Origin of the sequence: Citrobacter sp. Ce006, assembly GCF_030336535.1 — a bacterium.
In the GTDB taxonomy this organism is placed as follows: Bacteria; Pseudomonadota; Gammaproteobacteria; order Enterobacterales; family Enterobacteriaceae; genus Citrobacter; species Citrobacter europaeus.
Map to the genome: position 1 here is coordinate 122,464 of NZ_JAOWDO010000056.1, position 17,760 is coordinate 140,223.

The following is a 17,760-nucleotide window of genomic DNA, read 5'->3' on the forward strand; positions in this document are numbered from 1 at the left end:
AAATAGTCCGACTATTATTCGCCTTTCTTCGCCGCCTGAATATACAGCATTTCCAGTGCTAACGTAGCCGCCGCCAGCGCGGTGATCTCCGACTGATCGTAGGCCGGAGCCACTTCAACGACGTCCATCCCGACGATGTTCAGATCTTTCAGACCACGCACCAGCTTAATCGCGCGGTCAGACGTCAGACCGCCGATGACCGGCGTACCGGTACCCGGAGCAAACGCCGGATCCAGGCAGTCGATATCAAAGGTCAGGTAGACCGGCATATCACCAACAATCTGCTTAACCTGCGCAATGATGTCATCTACGCCGCGATCGTTCACCTGGCACGCGTCAAGCACGGTAAAACCGTTATCTTTGTCGAACTCGGTACGGATACCAATCTGCACTGAGTGATTCGGATCGATCAGACCTTCGTTCGGCGCAGTGTAGAACATGGTGCCGTGGTCGAATTCACAGCCGTTAGCGTAGGTGTCGGTGTGGGCATCAAAGTGTACCAGCGCCATTTTACCAAAGTGCTTAGCGTGTGCGCGCAGCAGCGGCAGCGTGACGAAGTGGTCGCCGCCAAAGGAGAGCATGCGCTTACCAGCAGAAAGCAGCTTTTCAGCGTGCGCCTGCAGTTTTTCACTCATTTCACGCGCATCGCCGAACGCATAAACCAAATCGCCGCAGTCCACCACGTTCAGACGCTCGCGCATATCGAAGTTCCACGGGAAGCGGTTGTGCTCCCACGCCAGGTTAGTGGAAACCTGACGGATCGCAGCCGGACCATGACGACCGCCCGCGCGGCCAGACGTTGCCATATCAAACGGTACGCCGGTGATCACCCAGTCGGCGTCGCTGTCGTACGGCATGAAGTTCATCGGCAGACGCAAAAAACCAAAGGCGTTAGAAACCAGGGAGTTGTCGTATTGATGACCTAAGGTGCTCATGTACTGACCTCTTTAAAAATCGATGAAAAAAAATCCCCTCCGCGTCGTTAAGCCCGACGAGGAAGGGATTGATTTACGTGACTACTTGTATTGCCGAATTATCGCCGTTAATTTGTACGGATTCAAGCGAACCCGCACAGCTTTACTCGTCTTCCAGATAGGTGTATCCGTACAGACCCGCTTCAAATTCTTCGAGGAACTGTTGCTGTAGCTCGGTATCCAGATCGGTGTTTTTCACCTGGTCACGGAACTGCGTCAGCAGGGTGTTTGGATCCAACTGCACGTACTGCAGCATATCCGCCACGGTATCTCCTTCGTCAGACAGCTCAACTTCTACGCTGCCGTCAGGGAAGACGAACACGTCAACCGCTTCGGTATCACCGAACAGATTGTGCATGTTGCCAAGGATCTCCTGATACGCCCCTACCATAAAGAAGCCCAGCATCGGCGGGTTCTCCGGGTCGTATTCCGGCATCGGCATGGTGGTCGCAATGCCATCACCATCAACGTAGTGGTCGATAGCGCCATCAGAGTCACAGGTGATATCCAACAGCACCGCTCGACGCTCTGGCGCCTGGTTCAGTCCTTCCAGCGGCATTACCGGGAACAGCTGATCGATCCCCCACGCATCCGGCATCGACTGGAACAGGGAGAAGTTGACGTAGATCTTATCCGCCATACGCTCCTGCAGCTCGTCGATAATCGGTCGGTGCGCACGGTTGCTTGGGTCGAGTTGTTTTTGTACATCGTGACACATGTTCAGATAGAGCTGCTCTGCCCACGCGCGTTCCTGCAGGCTAAAGGTGCCTGAAGAGTAGCCAACGTGAATATCGTGCAGATCCATCTGGCTGTCGTGCAGCCATTCACGCAGCGAACGACGGGTTCCCGGCTCGTGCATCTCTTGCCAGGTTTCCCACATGCTTTGCAGGGCACGCGGCGCATCGTCAGCCGGGGGCGTTGCTTCGGTGTGTTCGCTACGCTCAACGCCGATAATGTTAGACACCAGCACGGTATGGTGCGCGGTAACCGCACGACCGGATTCGGTGATAACGGTTGGGTGCGGCAGGCCGTGCTCTTCGCAGGCATCGCCAATGGCCCAGATAATGTTGTTCGCGTATTCGTTGAGGCCGTAGTTTACGGAACAGTCGGACTGCGAACGGGTGCCTTCGTAATCCACGCCCAGACCACCGCCGACATCGAAGCACTGGATGTTCACGCCAAGCTTGTGCAGTTCAACGTAGAAACGGGCGGATTCACGCACACCGGTGGCGATATCGCGAATATTCGCCATCTGGGAGCCGAGATGGAAGTGCAGCAACTGAATGCTGTCCAGACGGCCGCGCTCGCGCAGAATTTCTACCAGTTGCAGCACCTGGTTTGCCGCCAGGCCGAATTTCGATTTTTCACCGCCGGAGGACTGCCATTTACCGGAGCCCTGCGACGCCAGACGCGCACGCACGCCCAGACGCGGAACAACATTCAGGCGTTCAGCTTCATCCAGCACGATAGCGATTTCAGACATCTTCTCGATGACCAGATAGACCTTATGGCCCATTTTCTCGCCAATCAGCGCCAGACGGATGTATTCGCGGTCTTTATAACCGTTACACACGATCACGCTACGAGTCATTCCGGCGTGGGCCAGAACGGCCATCAGTTCAGCTTTAGAACCCGCTTCCAGTCCCAGCGGTTCGCCGGAGTGGATCAGCGATTCAATCACGCGGCGGTGCTGGTTGACCTTGATCGGGTAAACGAGGAAATAGTCACCGTTGTAGCCGTAAGATTCACGGGCGCGTTTAAAGGCGGCGTTAATCGAACGCAGACGGTGTTGCAGGATCTGCGGGAAGCAGAACAATGCAGGCAGACGCTGGCCCTGTGCTTCACGGGCTTTCACCAGCTCAGCAAGGTCAACGCGCGCTTCGGGTACGTCCGGATCCGGGCACACGCTGATGTGGCCCAGTTCATTGACGTCATAGTAGTTATTACCCCACCAGGCAATATTGTAAGTACGCAGCATCTTGCTGGCTTCCTGGGAACTCATTGCAACCTCCTGCATGGAGCGTAGTACACCGTGTTCGCCTGCTGACGAAGGCGAACCCAAAGAAATGTCGTCAGACATAGCGAACCTCAAATTTTATTAACAAGTGTAAAACAGTTGACTACTATCGCAATCCGAAGACGCGATAACAACCCAAATACAGGCAGAATTTCCAGCAGATAGTGCTGACGCTCCGACTGTGCGACCGGTTTCTTTTTCATATCAATGTAAACACGTAACCGAACTTAATGCTGACGGTTCGGCGAAACCACGAGAAAACTCTTGTTTACCAAGAGCGCCCTTGTTCAGTTCTTAGTGACCGTTACCGGCTCTTGAGTCCTGAGATACGCCGAGATGGGTACACACTTCATCCTTCATGCAGCCTCGACCAGCATGAATGATTTTGTGTATATAACATCGACAGGTATGCAAAGCAGAGATGCAGATTGCGGGGGACATATGTACACCAGAACGGTGCGACAGATTCAGCAGAATACAACGGTTCATTATCTCGTATCACCTCCACGGTTGCTCCTTACGGAACGAACCCACAAGCCAAAGCTAAAGTTTTAACCCGGCTGGAAGTGGCAACACGATGAAAACGTCGTGTGCTTTTGTCTATCCTAAATAATTCGAGTTGTGGGAAGGCGGCAACGCATAGAGTCCCCGGGAGCTTACATGAGTAAGTGACTGGGGCTAGCGAGACAAATCCGTCAGGAACGGATTTGAACGCTGTCCACAGCGCCCATAGGGCGAGCCCCAGGAACGGGGCGAGTATTGCCAACGCACATGCAACTTGAAGTATGACGGATATGAGCCGCGCGCCGCGTTTTATACCGACAACAGTACGAAAATGCAAAAGATAAATATGCACATTGCCAGCACCGTCAGGAAAAATTTCCAGTTTCATTTTCAGTACAATGCGACCTCAATCAAAAAAAGCTGGAAATCAGGCGAAGAACTGTCCTAAAATAGCCGTCCAGATGTTAATCCATCTATACCGATTAACACTCAGACTGCCAGTGTTCGTCATCTGCAGACTCATGGTAGAATCTTCTACACATGGCTATTCCACTCGACAGTTTGAGCTAACCAAATTCTCCTTAGGTGAAATTAAATATGGCAAAACACCTTTTTACGTCCGAGTCCGTATCAGAAGGGCATCCTGACAAAATCGCTGACCAAATCTCTGATGCTGTGCTGGATGCAATCCTGGAGCAGGATCCGAAAGCACGCGTTGCCTGCGAAACCTACGTCAAAACCGGCATGGTTTTAGTTGGCGGTGAGATCACCACCAGCGCATGGGTTGATATCGAAGAGATCACCCGTAACACAGTTCGCGAAATTGGCTATGTGCATTCCGACATGGGTTTTGACGCCAACTCTTGTGCGGTACTCAGCGCGATTGGTAAACAGTCTCCGGACATCAACCAGGGTGTTGACCGTGCCGATCCGCTGGAACAGGGCGCAGGCGACCAGGGTCTGATGTTTGGTTATGCAACCAACGAAACCGACGTGCTAATGCCTGCCCCAATAACCTATGCTCACCGTCTGGTGCAGCGTCAGGCTGAAGTGCGTAAAAACGGCACCTTATCCTGGCTGCGTCCGGATGCAAAAAGCCAGGTCACCTTCCAGTATGATGACGGCAAAATCGTCGGTATCGATGCAGTTGTTCTGTCTACTCAACACTCTGAAGATATCGACCAGAAATCGCTGCAAGAAGCCGTTATGGAAGAGATCATCAAGCCGGTGCTGCCGACTGAATGGCTGACCGCTTCGACCAAATTCTTCATCAACCCAACCGGTCGTTTCGTTATCGGCGGCCCAATGGGTGATTGCGGCCTGACGGGTCGTAAAATCATTGTTGATACCTACGGCGGTATGGCACGTCACGGTGGCGGCGCATTCTCTGGTAAGGATCCGTCTAAAGTTGACCGTTCCGCAGCCTATGCAGCCCGCTATGTAGCGAAAAACATCGTTGCCGCAGGCCTGGCTGACCGCTGCGAGATTCAGGTTTCCTACGCAATCGGCGTGGCTGAACCGACCTCTATCATGGTGGAAACGTTCGGTACTGAAAAAGTGCCTTCAGAACAGCTGACCCTGCTGGTGCGTGAGTTCTTCGACCTGCGTCCGTATGGCCTGATTCAGATGCTGGATCTGCTGCACCCGATTTACAAAGAAACCGCTGCTTACGGTCACTTTGGTCGCGAACATTTCCCTTGGGAAAAAACCGACAAAGCCGCTCTGCTGCGTGAAGCTGCCGGTCTGAAGTAATTTCCCCCACAGCTCAACGCTTATAAGACCAGCCTCGCGCTGGTCTTTTTTTATGTCCTTTTCTCTCTCCTACCTCATCGCTAAAACACCCCTGATTTCCATTGCATTAAACAACAAATGAAAGCGATTACATAGCTCAGTATTTCTACCTACCTTGACTTAACACCCCTTTGCTACTAAAGCTGCATCACCGTTACATTATATTTCAGCATTGTCTTAAAATCAGGCAACCAACCTTTCCAGCTCTAAATAAATAATGTTAACTTTCAAATAATTAATCAATAATCCGTATGAATGCCAGTGTAACCGATTACACTAATGTGATGTGATTCGCATTTTTTTACCCCGTACTCACCTACCCTTAACATCAACAAAACTAGCTACCCAACCGGAGGGCATCATGCCTGACAATAAAAAAACGGGGCGTTCCAACAAAGCTATGACATTTTTTGTCTGCTTCCTGGCAGCCCTGGCTGGATTACTTTTTGGTCTGGATATCGGTGTTATTGCCGGTGCTTTACCTTTCATCACCGACGAGTTTCAAATTACCCCGCACACTCAGGAATGGGTGGTAAGTTCCATGATGTTTGGTGCGGCAGTGGGCGCCGTCGGCAGCGGCTGGCTCTCCTTCAAGCTGGGTCGTAAAAAGAGTCTGATGATCGGCGCAATTCTGTTTGTTGCCGGTTCTCTGTTCTCCGCCGCAGCGCCAAACGTTGAAGTGCTGCTGGTTTCCCGCGTCCTGCTCGGCCTGGCTGTAGGCGTTGCGTCTTATACCGCGCCGCTGTACCTGTCTGAAATTGCCCCGGAAAAAATTCGCGGCAGCATGATCTCTATGTATCAGTTGATGATTACCATCGGTATTTTAGGTGCGTATCTTTCCGATACAGCGTTTAGCTACAGCGGCGCATGGCGCTGGATGCTGGGTGTGATCATCATCCCTGCCTTGCTGTTGCTGGTTGGCGTCATCTTCCTGCCGGACAGCCCGCGTTGGTTTGCTGCTAAACGCCGCTTTGTCGATGCCGAACGCGTACTGTTGCGTCTGCGTGACACCAGTGCTGAAGCTAAACGTGAGCTGGATGAAATTCGTGAAAGCCTGCAGGTGAAGCAGAGCGGATGGGCGCTGTTTAAAGAGAACAGCAACTTCCGCCGCGCAGTGTTCCTTGGCGTGCTGTTACAGGTGATGCAGCAGTTCACCGGGATGAACGTCATTATGTATTACGCGCCAAAAATCTTTGAACTGGCGGGTTATACCAACACCACCGAGCAGATGTGGGGAACGGTTATCGTTGGCCTGACCAACGTGCTGGCAACCTTTATCGCCATTGGCCTGGTTGACCGTTGGGGCCGTAAGCCTACGCTGATCCTCGGCTTTATCGTCATGGCCGTCGGTATGGGCGTGCTGGGTACAATGATGCACGTGGGGATTCACTCGGCTGCCGCACAATACTTCGCAGTGCTGATGCTGCTGATGTTTATCGTTGGCTTTGCGATGAGCGCCGGTCCGCTGATTTGGGTACTGTGCTCTGAAATCCAGCCGCTGAAAGGTCGCGATTTCGGCATCACCTGCTCTACCGCAACCAACTGGATTGCCAACATGATCGTCGGCGCAACCTTCCTGACGATGCTGAACTCGCTGGGCAGCGCCAACACCTTCTGGGTCTACGGTGGCCTGAACGTACTGTTCATCTTCCTGACTCTGTGGCTGATCCCTGAAACTAAAAACGTCTCTCTGGAACACATTGAACGTAACCTGATGAAAGGTCGTAAACTGCGCGAAATTGGCGCACACGATTAATCACGAAAGGCTTTCTCCCCCAGCGGGAGGAAGCCTACCTCTTGCAGTCCCTTCCCTATCGCACTATCCTCTGCCGTTATGAAAACCTCCCGTCTCCCTATCGCCATCCAGCAAGCCGTTATGCGCAGCCTGCGGGAAAAACTCGCCCAGGCCAATCTCAAGCTGGAACGCCAATACCCGGAGCCAAAGCTGGTTTACCAACAGCGCGGAACCGCCGCGGGTACCGCGTGGCTACAAACCTATGAAATTCGCCTTAACCCCGTCCTGCTGATGGAGAACGTCGACGCGTTCGTTAACGAAGTGGTGCCCCACGAACTGGCGCATTTACTGGTGTGGAAGCACTTTGGCCGCGTGTCGCCGCACGGGAAAGAGTGGAAATGGATGATGGAGAGCGTGCTGGGCGTACCAGCCCGGCGTACGCATCAATTTGAACTGCAATCGGTGCAGCGTAAGACCTTTACTTACCGCTGTAAGTGTCAGGAACACCAACTGACCGTTCGTCGACATAACCGTGTTGTACGTGGTGAGGCCACCTACCGCTGCGTTCACTGTGGCGAACCGCTGGTTGCGGAATAATCTTCAGAATTATCAGGAACTTTTCTGATCTAACTGATTGCATACAGGAATAACTTTCGCTACGTTGCGGACTCGTTTTGACACGGAGTTCGTGATGTACCGTAATCTTTCTTTTGCTGCGGCCCTGTTAGCCGCAGCGTTTTCAGGTCCGGTTTTAGCCGAAGGCATCAACAGCTTTTCTCAGGCAAAAGCGGCAGGCGTCAAAGTTAACGCCGATGCGCCGGGCGATTTCTATTGTGGCTGTAAAATTAACTGGCAAGGCAAAAAAGGGGTCGTTGACCTCGAATCATGTGGCTATAAAGTACGAAAAAATGAAAACCGCGCCAGCCGAATTGAATGGGAGCACGTTGTCCCCGCCTGGCAATTTGGTCATCAGCGCCAGTGCTGGCAGGATGGAGGGCGCAAAAACTGCGCCAAAGATCCGGTCTATCGCAAAATGGAAAGCGATATGCATAACCTGCAGCCTGCGGTCGGTGAAGTAAATGGCGATCGTGCAAACTTTATGTACAGCCAGTGGAACGGTGGCGAAGGTCAGTATGGGCAATGCACTATGAAGGTTGATTTCAAAGAGAAAGTTGCCGAACCACCAGCCCGCGCCCGCGGCGCCATCGCACGCACCTATTTTTACATGCGTGACCAGTACGACCTGACGCTCTCTCGCCAGCAAACCCAGCTTTTTAATGCCTGGAATAAGCAATATCCGGTCACCGACTGGGAGTGTGAGCGCGACGAACGCATCGCGAAGGTACAGGGTAACCATAACCCATATGTGCAACGCGCTTGCCAGGCGCAAAAGAGCTAACCTACACTAGCGTCAATATTTTTAACCATGCCCTGGCCTTTCGTAGCCCAGGGCTAAGACGCGGATGTTAAACTATGCGCATTCCTCGCATTTATCACCCTGAGCCACTCACTTCCGGCAGCCAAATATCACTGTGTGAAGATGCAGCCAACCATATTGGCCGCGTGCTGCGTATGGGACCGGGCCAGGCGCTACAGCTGTTTGATGGCAGCAATCAGGTATTCGACGCTGAAATCACCCACGCCAGTAAAAAAAGCGTGGATGTGAAGGTGCTTAACGCCGAACTCGACGATCGTGAATCGCCGTTGCACATCCACCTGGGTCAGGTGATGTCGCGCGGAGAAAAAATGGAATTTACTATCCAGAAATCGATCGAACTGGGTGTAAGCCTCATTACGCCACTTTTTTCTGAGCGCTGCGGCGTTAAACTGGACAGCGAACGCCTGAACAAGAAGCTCCAGCAGTGGCAGAAAATCGCTATTGCCGCCTGCGAACAGTGCGGTCGTAACCGGGTGCCTGAAATTCGCCCGGCAATGGATTTGGAAGCGTGGTGCGCGGAACAGGACGAAGGTCTGAAACTGAACCTGCATCCGCGCGCCAGCGCCAGCATCAATACGCTGCCGCTGCCGGTGGAACGCATCCGCTTGCTGATTGGCCCGGAAGGCGGGTTGTCGGCTGATGAAATTGCCATGACCGCACGCTATCAGTTTACTGATATTCTGTTAGGACCTCGCGTTCTGCGTACTGAGACAACTGCGCTCACCGCCATTACCGCGTTACAAGTGCGTTTTGGCGATCTGGGCTAAGGCATAAACGGAGAAGAACATGATTAAGCTCGGCATCGTGATGGATCCCATCGCAAGCATCAACATCAAGAAAGATTCCAGCTTCGCTATGCTGCTGGAAGCGCAACGTCGCGGTTACGAAATTCATTATATGGAGATGGCCGATCTTTATCTGGAAAACGGTGAAGCCCGCGCCCGCACGCGTACCCTGAGCGTAGAGCAGAACTACGACAAGTGGTATGAGTTTAAGAGCGAGCAGGATCTCCCGCTGGCAGACCTGGACGTCATTCTGATGCGTAAGGATCCGCCGTTTGATACCGAGTTCATCTACGCGACCTATATTCTGGAACGTGCAGAAGAGAAAGGAACGCTAATCGTCAACAAGCCGCAGAGCCTGCGCGATTGCAACGAAAAGCTGTTCACCGCATGGTTTGCCGACCTGACGCCGGAAACGCTGGTCACGCGTAACAAAGCGCAGTTGAAAGCCTTCTGGCAAAAACACAGCGACATCATTCTCAAACCGCTGGACGGCATGGGCGGCGCATCTATTTTCCGCGTGAAGGAAGGCGATCCGAACCTCGGCGTGATTGCTGAAACGCTGACCGAGCACGGTACCCGCTACTGCATGGCGCAGAACTATCTGCCAGCAATTAAAGATGGCGATAAACGCGTGCTGGTGGTCGATGGCGAACCCGTTCCGTACTGCCTGGCGCGTATTCCACAGGGCGGTGAAACCCGTGGCAACCTGGCCGCCGGTGGCCGTGGCGAGCCGCGTCCATTAACCGACAGCGACTGGGAAATCGCACGCCGCATTGGGCCAACGCTGAAAGCGAAAGGTTTGATTTTTGTCGGTCTGGATATCATTGGCGATCGCCTGACAGAAATTAACGTCACCAGCCCCACCTGTATTCGTGAAATTGAAGCGGAGTTCCCGGTTTCGATTACCGGTATGCTGATGGATGCCATTGAAGCGCGTTTGCAGAAATAGATACGTTGCCGGATAGCGACGCCATCGCGTCTTATTCGGCCTGGAATTACACCCCGTAGGCCGGATTAGGCGAAGCCGCCATCCGGCAAAGCTATCTTCAGAGGGTGACATCTTCGAGCTTTGCCCACATACTGGGCTCTGTTGCTTTTTTGAACCAGGAAACAGAACCTCTGACAATGAATTTACAGCATCACTTTCTGATTGCCATGCCTGCTCTCCAGGATCCGATTTTCCGCCGTTCCGTGGTGTACATCTGTGAACATAATGAGAACGGAGCAATGGGGATTATCGTTAATAAGCCTCTGGAAAACTTACAGATTGAAGGAATTCTGGAAAAGCTGAAGATAACGCCAGAAGAACGCGATCCGGCCATTCGTCTGGATAAACCGGTGATGCTCGGCGGACCGCTGGCGGAAGACCGTGGGTTTATTCTGCATACCCCGCCGTCACGCTTTGCATCCAGTATCCGCATCTCAGATAACACCATCATCACCACCTCCCGCGATGTATTAGAAACTCTGGGTACGCAGGAGCAACCGTCCGAGGTGCTGGTTGCGCTGGGTTATTCATCATGGGAAAAAGGTCAACTGGAGCAAGAGCTACTGGATAACGCCTGGCTCACGGCCCCCGCAGACCTCAACATCTTATTCAAAACGCCGATTGCCGACCGCTGGCGCGATGCGGCGAAGCTTATCGGGATTGATATTCAGACCATGCCTGGCGTGGCGGGACATGCCTGATGAGCGGAACATTACTCTCTTTTGATTTTGGTACAAAAAGTATCGGCGTCGCGGTTGGCCAACGCATTACCGGTACGGCAAGACCCTTGCCCGCCATCAAAGCGCAGGACGGTACGCCGGACTGGAGTTTGATTGAACGTCTGCTCAAAGAGTGGCAGCCGGACGAAATTATCGTAGGTCTGCCGCTCAACATGGATGGCACCGAACAACCCCTTACTGCGCGCGCGCGCAAGTTCGCTAACCGCATTCACGGTCGCTTTGGCGTTACCGTAACGCTGCACGATGAACGCTTGAGCACCGTCGAAGCCCGCTCTGGCCTGTTTGAGCAAGGCGGATACCGGGCGTTGAATAAAGGCAAAGTAGACTCCGCTTCTGCCGTGGTCATCCTCGAAAGCTATTTCGAGCAGGGCTACTAAAGCCGCCCCTGCGCCTGTCGCTGCTGCAGACTTTGTGCAAACGTCTGCATGCCTGTCTGCTGCCCGGTTTGAATTACGCCGGGTAGCTGATGCGTTTTCCCTTCACGAATCAAATTGCCCACGGCGGGCGTGTTGACGAGCAGCTCGAATAGCGCCACGCGTCCTCCCAGCTTATCTTCCTCCAGCTTTTGCGAAAGCACTGCCCGCAGGCTGTCTGCCAGTTGATTACGCACCGGATCCTTCTCCTGCGCGGGAAAGGTATCCACCAGCCGTGCGATAGCCTGCGCAGCCCCTCGCGTATGTAACGTTGCCAGCACCAGGTGCCCGGTTTCCGCTGCCGTTAATGCCAGACGAATGGTTTCCACGTCGCGCAGTTCGCCCAGCAAAATGACGTCGGGATCTTCACGCAGCGCGCCGCGCAAGCCAGCGGCAAAAGAAGCACAGTGAACGCCCACCTCCCGTTGTTGAATAAGACAGCGCTGGCTGGAGTAGCGATATTCAATCGGGTCTTCCAGCGTCAGAATATGCCCCGCAATATGCTGATTAAGGTACTCCACCATCGCTGCCAGGGTCGTTGATTTACCGCTGCCGGTGGCTCCCGTGACCAGAATCAATCCATGTTCACTGTGCAGCAGTTCAGGTATGGCCTCGGGAGTCTGGAGATCGTCTAAACGTGGACAATCAAGCGGGAGCAATCTTAGCGCCAGCGACGTACCCTGTTGATGAACAAAAGCGCTGGCGCGCAGACGTCGGGAATCTGCCAGCGCAATAGCAAAATCAATCTGCCCCTGTTTCCGCCACTGTACCTGTTGTTGCTCGCTGAGCCAGCACATCAGCAGATTCTCCACGTCAGGCGGAGTAAATGGCGCGATTTCGACTTTTCCACGTATGCGCCAACGCGCAGGCCATGCATTGCACAGGTGTAGATCCGACACGTTATGCTTTACACTAAGGGCCACTATTTCTTCCATATTCATATGAACATCCTCGGAAAATGAACGATATCGCGCATAACCTGGCACATGTCCGGGACAAAATCTCAGCCGCCGCGACGCGTTGCGGGCGGTCTTCAGAAGAAGTTATGTTGCTTGCAGTCAGCAAAACCAAACCTGCGAGCGCCATCGAAGAAGCCATTACCGCAGGGCAGCGTGCCTTCGGTGAAAACTATGTTCAGGAGGGGGTGGATAAAATCCGCTACTTCCAGGAAAAAGGGGTTAACGATCTGCAGTGGCACTTTATCGGCCCGCTGCAGTCCAACAAAAGCCGTCTGGTCGCTGAACATTTTGACTGGTGCCATACGATCGACCGTCTGCGTATCGCTGCCCGACTGAGCGAACAGCGCCCGGCACAACTGCTACCGCTCAATGTACTGATTCAGATTAATATCAGTGATGAGAACAGTAAGTCAGGAATTCCGCTGGCAGAGCTTGAGGCACTGGCCGCTGACGTCGCGGCACTGCCGCGCATTACCCTGCGTGGTTTGATGGCGATCCCGGCGCCAGAGTCAGATTATGTAAGGCAGTTTGAAGTTGCACAGCAAATGGCGGTAGCATTTGCCGGGTTGAAAACACGTTACCCAAGTATCGACACACTCTCACTGGGGATGTCTGATGATATGGATGCCGCAATCGCGGCGGGTAGCACGATGGTGCGCATCGGCACTGCCATTTTTGGTGCTCGTGATTACACTAAAAAATAAGGAAAACTAAGGAACACCATGAATACGTTGACCTTCCTGCTCTCAACGGTAATTGAGCTGTATACCATGGCGCTGCTGCTGCGCGTGTGGATGCAATGGTCTCGCTGCGATTTTTACAACCCGTTCTCGCAGTTTATAGTGAAAATCACTCAGCCTATTATTGGGCCGTTACGCCGCATTATTCCCCCGATGGGACCGATCGACAGCGCATCGGCATTAGTTGCGCTGGTTCTCAGCTTTATCAAGGCAATCGTGCTGTTTAAGGTGGTCACGTTCCAGCCGATCATCTGGATCGCCGCCGTGCTGATTGTCCTGAAGACCATCGGGCTGCTGATTTTCTGGGTACTGCTGGTGATGGCGATTATGAGCTGGGTCAGCCAGGGCCGCAGCCCGGTGGAGTACGTGCTGATTCAACTGGCAGATCCGCTGCTGCGCCCTATCCGTCGCATACTTCCAGGCATGGGCGGGATCGATTTCTCGCCAATGATTCTGGTTCTGCTGCTCTATGTCATTAATATGGGCATCGCAGAAGTGTTACAGGCGACAGGCAACATGCTGCTGCCGGGGCTGTGGATGGCGCTATGAGTGCCGTTACACCCTGCGACGACGGTCTGGTTTTACGGCTCTACATTCAGCCTAAAGCCAGCCGTGACAGTATTGTGGGTTTACATGGCGACGAGCTAAAAGTCGCCATTACCGCCCCACCGGTTGATGGACAAGCCAATAGCCATCTGGTGAAGTTTCTCGGTAAACAGTTCCGCGTAGCAAAAAGCCAGGTCGTCATTGAGAAGGGCGAGCTTGGTCGTCACAAACAGGTTAAAATCATTCATCCGCAACAGATCCCGCCCGAAATTGCGGCGCTAACTGATTAGGTATCCCATGCAAAAAGTTGTCCTCGCGACCGGCAATGCCGGTAAAGTGCGTGAACTCGCCTCTCTTCTGAGTGATTTCGGTCTTGATGTTGTTGCCCAAACGGATCTGGGTGTTGATTCTGCAGAAGAGACCGGACTGACGTTTATTGAGAACGCCATTCTGAAGGCGCGTCATGCCGCGCAAATTACCGGCTTACCGGCCATTGCTGATGACTCAGGTTTGGCGGTAAATGCCCTTGGCGGCGCGCCAGGCATCTATTCAGCCCGCTACTCCGGCGAAGATGCGACCGATCGGCAGAACCTGGAAAAACTGCTTCACACCCTGCAGGATGTTCCTGATGACAAGCGTCAGGCACAATTCCATTGCGTGCTGGTGTATATGCGCCATGCAGACGATCCTACTCCTTTAGTTTGTCACGGAAGCTGGCCGGGCGTGATTACCCGCGAACCTGCCGGAAACGGTGGCTTTGGCTACGACCCAATCTTCTTTGTACCATCTGAAGGGAAAACCGCCGCCGAGCTGACCCGTGAAGAAAAAAGTGCGATTTCTCACCGCGGACAGGCGCTGAAGCTGCTGCTGGATGCCCTGCGTAATGGTTAAGCTTCCGCCGCTAAGTCTTTATATTCACATCCCGTGGTGCGTGCAGAAATGCCCGTACTGCGACTTCAACTCGCATGCGCTAAAAGGCGAAGTCCCTCATGACGACTATGTGCAGCATCTGCTGAGCGATCTGGATACTGAGGTGGCTCACGCCCAGGGACGTGAAGTAAAGACGATTTTTATCGGGGGTGGTACGCCGAGCCTGCTTTCTGGCCCGGCAATGCAAACGCTGCTCGACGGCGTACGCGCACGGCTGAATCTGGCCGCAGATGCAGAAATCACGATGGAGGCGAATCCCGGGACGGTGGAAGCCGATCGCTTTGTTGATTATCAACGCGCTGGTGTCAACCGCATCTCGATTGGCGTACAGAGCTTTAGCTCCGCCAAACTCGAGCGTCTGGGACGTATTCACGGGCCGGAAGAAGCCAAACGAGCGGCAAACCTGGCGAGCGGTCTGGAGCTACGCAGCTTTAACCTCGACCTGATGCATGGTTTACCGGATCAGACGCTGGAAGAAGCTTTGGGCGATTTACAGCAGGCCATCGCGCTCAACCCGCCGCATCTTTCCTGGTATCAGTTGACCATCGAACCCAACACGCTGTTCGGTTCCCGACCGCCGGTGTTACCGGACGATGATGCGCTGTGGGATATTTTTGAGCAAGGCCACCAGTTGCTGACCGCCGCAGGGTATCAGCAGTACGAAACCTCAGCCTATGCGAAACCAGGCTATCAGTGTCAGCACAACCTTAATTACTGGCGTTTTGGCGACTATCTCGGTATTGGCTGCGGCGCGCATGGCAAAATCACGTTCCCGGACGGACGCATCCTGCGCACCACCAAAACGCGGCACCCACGCGGATACATGCAAGGGCGTTACCTGGAAAGCCAGCGTGATGTTGCCGAAGCCGACAAGCCGTTCGAGTTCTTTATGAACCGTTTCCGGTTACTGGAAGCCGCGCCGCGTGCAGAGTTCACGCAATATACCGGGCTTACCGAAGACGTTATTCGCCGGCAGATCGATGAGGCTATCGCCCAGGGCTACCTGATTGAATGCGATGAGTACTGGCAGATCACCCAACACGGTAAGTTGTTTTTGAATTCGCTGCTGGAGCTGTTTCTGGCGGAGTAATACGGTAACGATGTAGGCCGGATAAGGCCTTGAGCCGCCATCCGACAAATTGCCTGATGGCGCTGCGCTTATCAGACCTACAGGGTTAGGGCGATAAGCGCAGCCACCTTCATCGATTAATACTGATTAAACATTTCCTGGATCTGCTTAGGATCCTTGGTTTGGGTCAGCGCAAGCTGCAGCAGAACACGCGCTTTTTGCGGGTTCAGAGAGCCTGAAGCCACAAAGCCGTATTTCGCATCATCAATTTCAGCATCCTGCGTGGTGGAGCCGGTTGGTACACGGGATGAACGCACCACAACGGTACCTTTGTGCGCGGCAGTTGCCAGCGTATCGAAAATGGTTTTATACAGGTTACCGTTACCTACACCCGCACTGACGATCCCGGCGTAACCCGCGTCCACCAGCGCTTTTGCCGGCAGATCGGATGCGTTAGCGTAGTTGTAAACAATCCCAACTTTCGGCAACTCGGTCAGCTTAGAAACATCGAACGGCGTGGATGTGGTGTGCTTACGCGCAGGCGTACGCTGGTAGTCAATCTTACCGTTATGGATGTAGCCCAGCGGGCCATAGTTAACGGATTTGAAGGTGGCGACATCGGTAGTGTTGGTTTTGGTCACGTCGCGGCCATCCATAACGGTGTCGTTCATCACCACCAGCACGCCACGGTTGGCAGAGGCTTTGTCTGCTGCGGTAACCACTGCGTTATACAGATTGAACGGGCCATCAGCGCTCATACCTGTAGACGGACGCATTGCGCCGACCAGCACCACCGGCTTGTTGCACTTGACGGTCAGGTCGAGGAAATAGGCGGTTTCTTCCATGGTATCCGTACCATGAGTTACCACGAAGCCGTCGGTTTTATCACACTCGGTATTAATCTTTTTCGCCAGTGTTAACCAGACTTCGTCATTCATATCCTGGGAGCCGATGTTCACCACCTGCTCGCCTTTCACAACGGCGATATCTTTCAACTGAGGTACGGCATCAACCAGATTTTCTACGCCGACCTTGCCTGCCGTGTAGTTAGATTTTGTCGCGGAATCACCGCCGCCGGCAATCGTTCCGCCAGTAGCTAAAATGGTGATGTTTGGCAATGCCAGCGCCGCGCCGCTGAAACCCATAACCAGTGCGGCAAGTGCCGTTCTCTTGAAAAACTCCATGTTATTTCTCCAGTTACTTGAATTTGCAGCATTATGTCTATCTTACAGATGAATAATGTGACGCCATCCAATTAACCAGATTTATATCTCCATCAAATTGTCATTCTTAGAGATGGATATCAAAAAAACAGAAAAGTACAAAATAAAACGGCACAGAATGTTTCTGTGCCGTTAAAAAGAGGTGAAGATTATTTCAGAGCGCTAACCAGCGTTTTACGATCGTTTTCCAGCGTCACGACGCGGGCGCAAACATCTTTACCAAACTGCTGGAAGTCTTGTTCCTGATTCTTCCATTCGTTCTGAATTGAGGTCTGCAAACCGCCGAGGCTTCCGAGTACGCCCTGCAGCGGATTACCACCGCCTTTGAGCACGGCTTTCGCCCCCATCTCGTTGATGCTGTCCTGTAAAATACCGCCCATCGCCTGATTCACCAGCTGTTGTCCATCCGCGCGAACCTGATCAATCGCCTTATAATGGAAGGTCAGGCCGTCAGTACGATGCTCAATGATGCGGTTCATCTGCGCTTTCAACTGCGCATCCAGCTTGGTTAAGCGGCCACGCATGTTGCTGCTTTCGCCGACCTCTTTGGCGATGATTTTGTCCAGCGCCACGCGACCTTTCTCCACGCGCGCTCTGGCACCTTCATCAATCCATGGCAGGCTACTACGCAACGCCGCCTGATAATCTTTGGCCTGCTCACGCTGTGCGGCGTTCAGGTTGTACTGTTTACCGTTAAAGGTAACATCACCGGACTGGGTAATAACCAGGTCGCCGTTCTCCCCCTTCACCTGCACAGTTTGTGGGCTCAAAATCACATCGTCACGCGGGGTGACGCTGCACTGATAATCGGCATGTGCGGCCATCGCCGTGAACGTTAGGACTGCCGCCAGCAGCGTTTTGCGCATCATATCTTTCCCTCAATACAAATCGGGCCGGCATTTGCCGAC

At 53.4% G+C, this 17,760-nt stretch carries 20 protein-coding genes; 13 read left to right on the forward strand and 7 right to left on the reverse strand.

Annotation, left to right across the window (positions count from 1 at the left end):
- Positions 1-14 precede the first annotated feature (14 nt).
- From speB to yqgG, 4 genes are all read right to left on the reverse strand, one after another.
- Positions 15-935 (reverse strand): agmatinase, encoded by a 921-nt coding sequence (gene speB / locus OGV94_RS04310; RefSeq protein ID WP_005123314.1) that lies wholly within the window; start codon positions 933-935, stop codon positions 15-17.
- Positions 936-1,077: 142 nt separating this feature from the next.
- On the reverse strand, positions 1,078-3,054 hold the full coding sequence (speA, locus tag OGV94_RS04315) for a biosynthetic arginine decarboxylase (RefSeq protein ID WP_072033361.1): 1,977 nt from the start codon (positions 3,052-3,054) through the stop codon (positions 1,078-1,080).
- An 8-nt stretch (positions 3,055-3,062) separates the two neighbouring features.
- The gene (gene yqgB / locus OGV94_RS04320) at positions 3,063-3,194 is read right to left on the reverse strand and encodes an acid stress response protein YqgB (protein WP_049041971.1); all 132 of its coding nucleotides are present in this window, start codon (positions 3,192-3,194) and stop codon (positions 3,063-3,065) included.
- Positions 3,195-3,285: 91 nt separating this feature from the next.
- The gene (yqgG, locus tag OGV94_RS25195) at positions 3,286-3,480 is read right to left on the reverse strand and encodes a small protein YqgG (protein WP_072033362.1); all 195 of its coding nucleotides are present in this window, start codon (positions 3,478-3,480) and stop codon (positions 3,286-3,288) included.
- Between the two features lie 612 nt (positions 3,481-4,092).
- Here yqgG and metK point away from each other — a divergent pair.
- The 8 genes from metK (at position 4,093) to ruvX (ending at position 11,349) form a co-directional block, all read left to right on the forward strand.
- Positions 4,093-5,247 (forward strand): methionine adenosyltransferase, encoded by a 1,155-nt coding sequence (metK, locus tag OGV94_RS04330; protein ID WP_003027071.1) that lies wholly within the window; start codon positions 4,093-4,095, stop codon positions 5,245-5,247.
- 400 nt (positions 5,248-5,647) lie between these two features.
- Entirely contained in the window at positions 5,648-7,042 is a 1,395-nt protein-coding gene (galP, locus tag OGV94_RS04335) for a galactose/proton symporter (protein ID WP_003027074.1), read from the forward strand.
- 78 nt (positions 7,043-7,120) lie between these two features.
- A complete protein-coding gene (locus tag OGV94_RS04340) occupies positions 7,121-7,618 on the forward strand; it encodes a SprT family zinc-dependent metalloprotease (protein ID WP_043017540.1) in 498 nt (165 codons plus the stop codon).
- Between the two features lie 94 nt (positions 7,619-7,712).
- Positions 7,713-8,420: a deoxyribonuclease I gene (gene endA, locus OGV94_RS04345; RefSeq protein WP_043017541.1), complete on the forward strand. Its 708-nt coding sequence runs from the start codon at positions 7,713-7,715 to the stop codon at positions 8,418-8,420.
- A 74-nt stretch (positions 8,421-8,494) separates the two neighbouring features.
- Positions 8,495-9,226 carry a 16S rRNA (uracil(1498)-N(3))-methyltransferase gene (gene rsmE / locus OGV94_RS04350; protein ID WP_016154393.1) on the forward strand — a complete coding sequence of 244 codons (732 nt, stop codon included), beginning with the start codon at positions 8,495-8,497 and terminating at the stop codon, positions 9,224-9,226.
- A gap of 19 nt (positions 9,227-9,245) precedes the next feature.
- Positions 9,246-10,193 (forward strand): glutathione synthase, encoded by a 948-nt coding sequence (gshB, locus tag OGV94_RS04355; RefSeq protein ID WP_043017542.1) that lies wholly within the window; start codon positions 9,246-9,248, stop codon positions 10,191-10,193.
- A 176-nt stretch (positions 10,194-10,369) separates the two neighbouring features.
- On the forward strand, positions 10,370-10,933 hold the full coding sequence (locus OGV94_RS04360) for a YqgE/AlgH family protein (protein ID WP_003027086.1): 564 nt from the start codon (positions 10,370-10,372) through the stop codon (positions 10,931-10,933).
- Positions 10,933-11,349 carry a Holliday junction resolvase RuvX gene (gene ruvX, locus OGV94_RS04365; RefSeq protein WP_008785771.1) on the forward strand — a complete coding sequence of 139 codons (417 nt, stop codon included), beginning with the start codon at positions 10,933-10,935 and terminating at the stop codon, positions 11,347-11,349. Before OGV94_RS04360 ends, ruvX begins: the two co-directional genes overlap by 1 nt.
- On the opposite strand, the gene OGV94_RS04370 is transcribed toward ruvX, so the two are convergent.
- Complete coding sequence (locus OGV94_RS04370; RefSeq protein ID WP_172862391.1) at positions 11,346-12,326, reverse strand: type IV pilus twitching motility protein PilT; 981 nt, start codon at positions 12,324-12,326, stop codon at positions 11,346-11,348. The genes ruvX and OGV94_RS04370 overlap by 4 nt on opposite strands.
- A 17-nt stretch (positions 12,327-12,343) precedes the next feature.
- Here OGV94_RS04370 and OGV94_RS04375 point away from each other — a divergent pair, with 17 nt between their 5' ends.
- Genes OGV94_RS04375 through hemW form a run of 5 tightly spaced genes read left to right on the forward strand, consistent with a single transcriptional unit; the run spans position 12,344 to position 15,650 of the window.
- Positions 12,344-13,048: a YggS family pyridoxal phosphate-dependent enzyme gene (locus OGV94_RS04375; protein WP_286522686.1), complete on the forward strand. Its 705-nt coding sequence runs from the start codon at positions 12,344-12,346 to the stop codon at positions 13,046-13,048.
- Positions 13,049-13,066: 18 nt separating this feature from the next.
- Positions 13,067-13,633, forward strand: a complete 567-nt coding sequence (locus OGV94_RS04380) for a YggT family protein (RefSeq protein WP_003825417.1) — start codon at positions 13,067-13,069, stop codon at positions 13,631-13,633.
- A complete protein-coding gene (gene yggU, locus OGV94_RS04385; RefSeq protein ID WP_005123286.1) occupies positions 13,630-13,920 on the forward strand; it encodes a DUF167 family protein YggU in 291 nt (96 codons plus the stop codon). Before OGV94_RS04380 ends, yggU begins: the two co-directional genes overlap by 4 nt.
- Before the next feature lie 7 nt (positions 13,921-13,927).
- On the forward strand, positions 13,928-14,521 hold the full coding sequence (locus tag OGV94_RS04390; protein WP_047408837.1) for an XTP/dITP diphosphatase: 594 nt from the start codon (positions 13,928-13,930) through the stop codon (positions 14,519-14,521).
- Positions 14,514-15,650, forward strand: a complete 1,137-nt coding sequence (hemW, locus tag OGV94_RS04395) for a radical SAM family heme chaperone HemW (protein WP_075145647.1) — start codon at positions 14,514-14,516, stop codon at positions 15,648-15,650. The genes OGV94_RS04390 and hemW overlap by 8 nt, the downstream gene beginning before the upstream one ends.
- A 116-nt stretch (positions 15,651-15,766) precedes the next feature.
- Here the strand turns inward: hemW and ansB are convergent, their stop codons facing one another.
- Positions 15,767-16,813, reverse strand: coding sequence for an L-asparaginase 2 (gene ansB / locus OGV94_RS04400; RefSeq protein WP_043017547.1), 1,047 nt, complete (start codon positions 16,811-16,813; stop codon positions 15,767-15,769).
- A gap of 188 nt (positions 16,814-17,001) precedes the next feature.
- On the reverse strand, positions 17,002-17,721 hold the full coding sequence (locus OGV94_RS04405; protein WP_043017548.1) for a YggN family protein: 720 nt from the start codon (positions 17,719-17,721) through the stop codon (positions 17,002-17,004).
- Positions 17,722-17,760 lie beyond the last annotated feature (39 nt).

Bases quoted from the DNA above. Each gene is read 5' to 3' on its own strand.
- speB (WP_005123314.1), bottom strand. From the start codon at position 935: ATGAGCACCTTAGGTCATCAATACGACAACTCCCTGGTTTCTAACGCC.
- speA (WP_072033361.1), bottom strand. From the start codon at position 3,054: ATGTCTGACGACATTTCTTTGGGTTCGCCTTCGTCAGCAGGCGAACAC.
- yqgB (WP_049041971.1), bottom strand. From the start codon at position 3,194: ATGAAAAAGAAACCGGTCGCACAGTCGGAGCGTCAGCACTATCTGCTG.
- yqgG (WP_072033362.1), bottom strand. From the start codon at position 3,480: ATGAACCGTTGTATTCTGCTGAATCTGTCGCACCGTTCTGGTGTACAT.
- metK (WP_003027071.1), top strand. From the start codon at position 4,093: ATGGCAAAACACCTTTTTACGTCCGAGTCCGTATCAGAAGGGCATCCT.
- galP (WP_003027074.1), top strand. From the start codon at position 5,648: ATGCCTGACAATAAAAAAACGGGGCGTTCCAACAAAGCTATGACATTT.
- OGV94_RS04340 (WP_043017540.1), top strand. From the start codon at position 7,121: ATGAAAACCTCCCGTCTCCCTATCGCCATCCAGCAAGCCGTTATGCGC.
- endA (WP_043017541.1), top strand. From the start codon at position 7,713: ATGTACCGTAATCTTTCTTTTGCTGCGGCCCTGTTAGCCGCAGCGTTT.
- rsmE (WP_016154393.1), top strand. From the start codon at position 8,495: ATGCGCATTCCTCGCATTTATCACCCTGAGCCACTCACTTCCGGCAGC.
- gshB (WP_043017542.1), top strand. From the start codon at position 9,246: ATGATTAAGCTCGGCATCGTGATGGATCCCATCGCAAGCATCAACATC.
- OGV94_RS04360 (WP_003027086.1), top strand. From the start codon at position 10,370: ATGAATTTACAGCATCACTTTCTGATTGCCATGCCTGCTCTCCAGGAT.
- ruvX (WP_008785771.1), top strand. From the start codon at position 10,933: ATGAGCGGAACATTACTCTCTTTTGATTTTGGTACAAAAAGTATCGGC.
- OGV94_RS04370 (WP_172862391.1), bottom strand. From the start codon at position 12,326: ATGAATATGGAAGAAATAGTGGCCCTTAGTGTAAAGCATAACGTGTCG.
- OGV94_RS04375 (WP_286522686.1), top strand. From the start codon at position 12,344: ATGAACGATATCGCGCATAACCTGGCACATGTCCGGGACAAAATCTCA.
- OGV94_RS04380 (WP_003825417.1), top strand. From the start codon at position 13,067: ATGAATACGTTGACCTTCCTGCTCTCAACGGTAATTGAGCTGTATACC.
- yggU (WP_005123286.1), top strand. From the start codon at position 13,630: ATGAGTGCCGTTACACCCTGCGACGACGGTCTGGTTTTACGGCTCTAC.
- OGV94_RS04390 (WP_047408837.1), top strand. From the start codon at position 13,928: ATGCAAAAAGTTGTCCTCGCGACCGGCAATGCCGGTAAAGTGCGTGAA.
- hemW (WP_075145647.1), top strand. From the start codon at position 14,514: ATGGTTAAGCTTCCGCCGCTAAGTCTTTATATTCACATCCCGTGGTGC.
- ansB (WP_043017547.1), bottom strand. From the start codon at position 16,813: ATGGAGTTTTTCAAGAGAACGGCACTTGCCGCACTGGTTATGGGTTTC.
- OGV94_RS04405 (WP_043017548.1), bottom strand. From the start codon at position 17,721: ATGATGCGCAAAACGCTGCTGGCGGCAGTCCTAACGTTCACGGCGATG.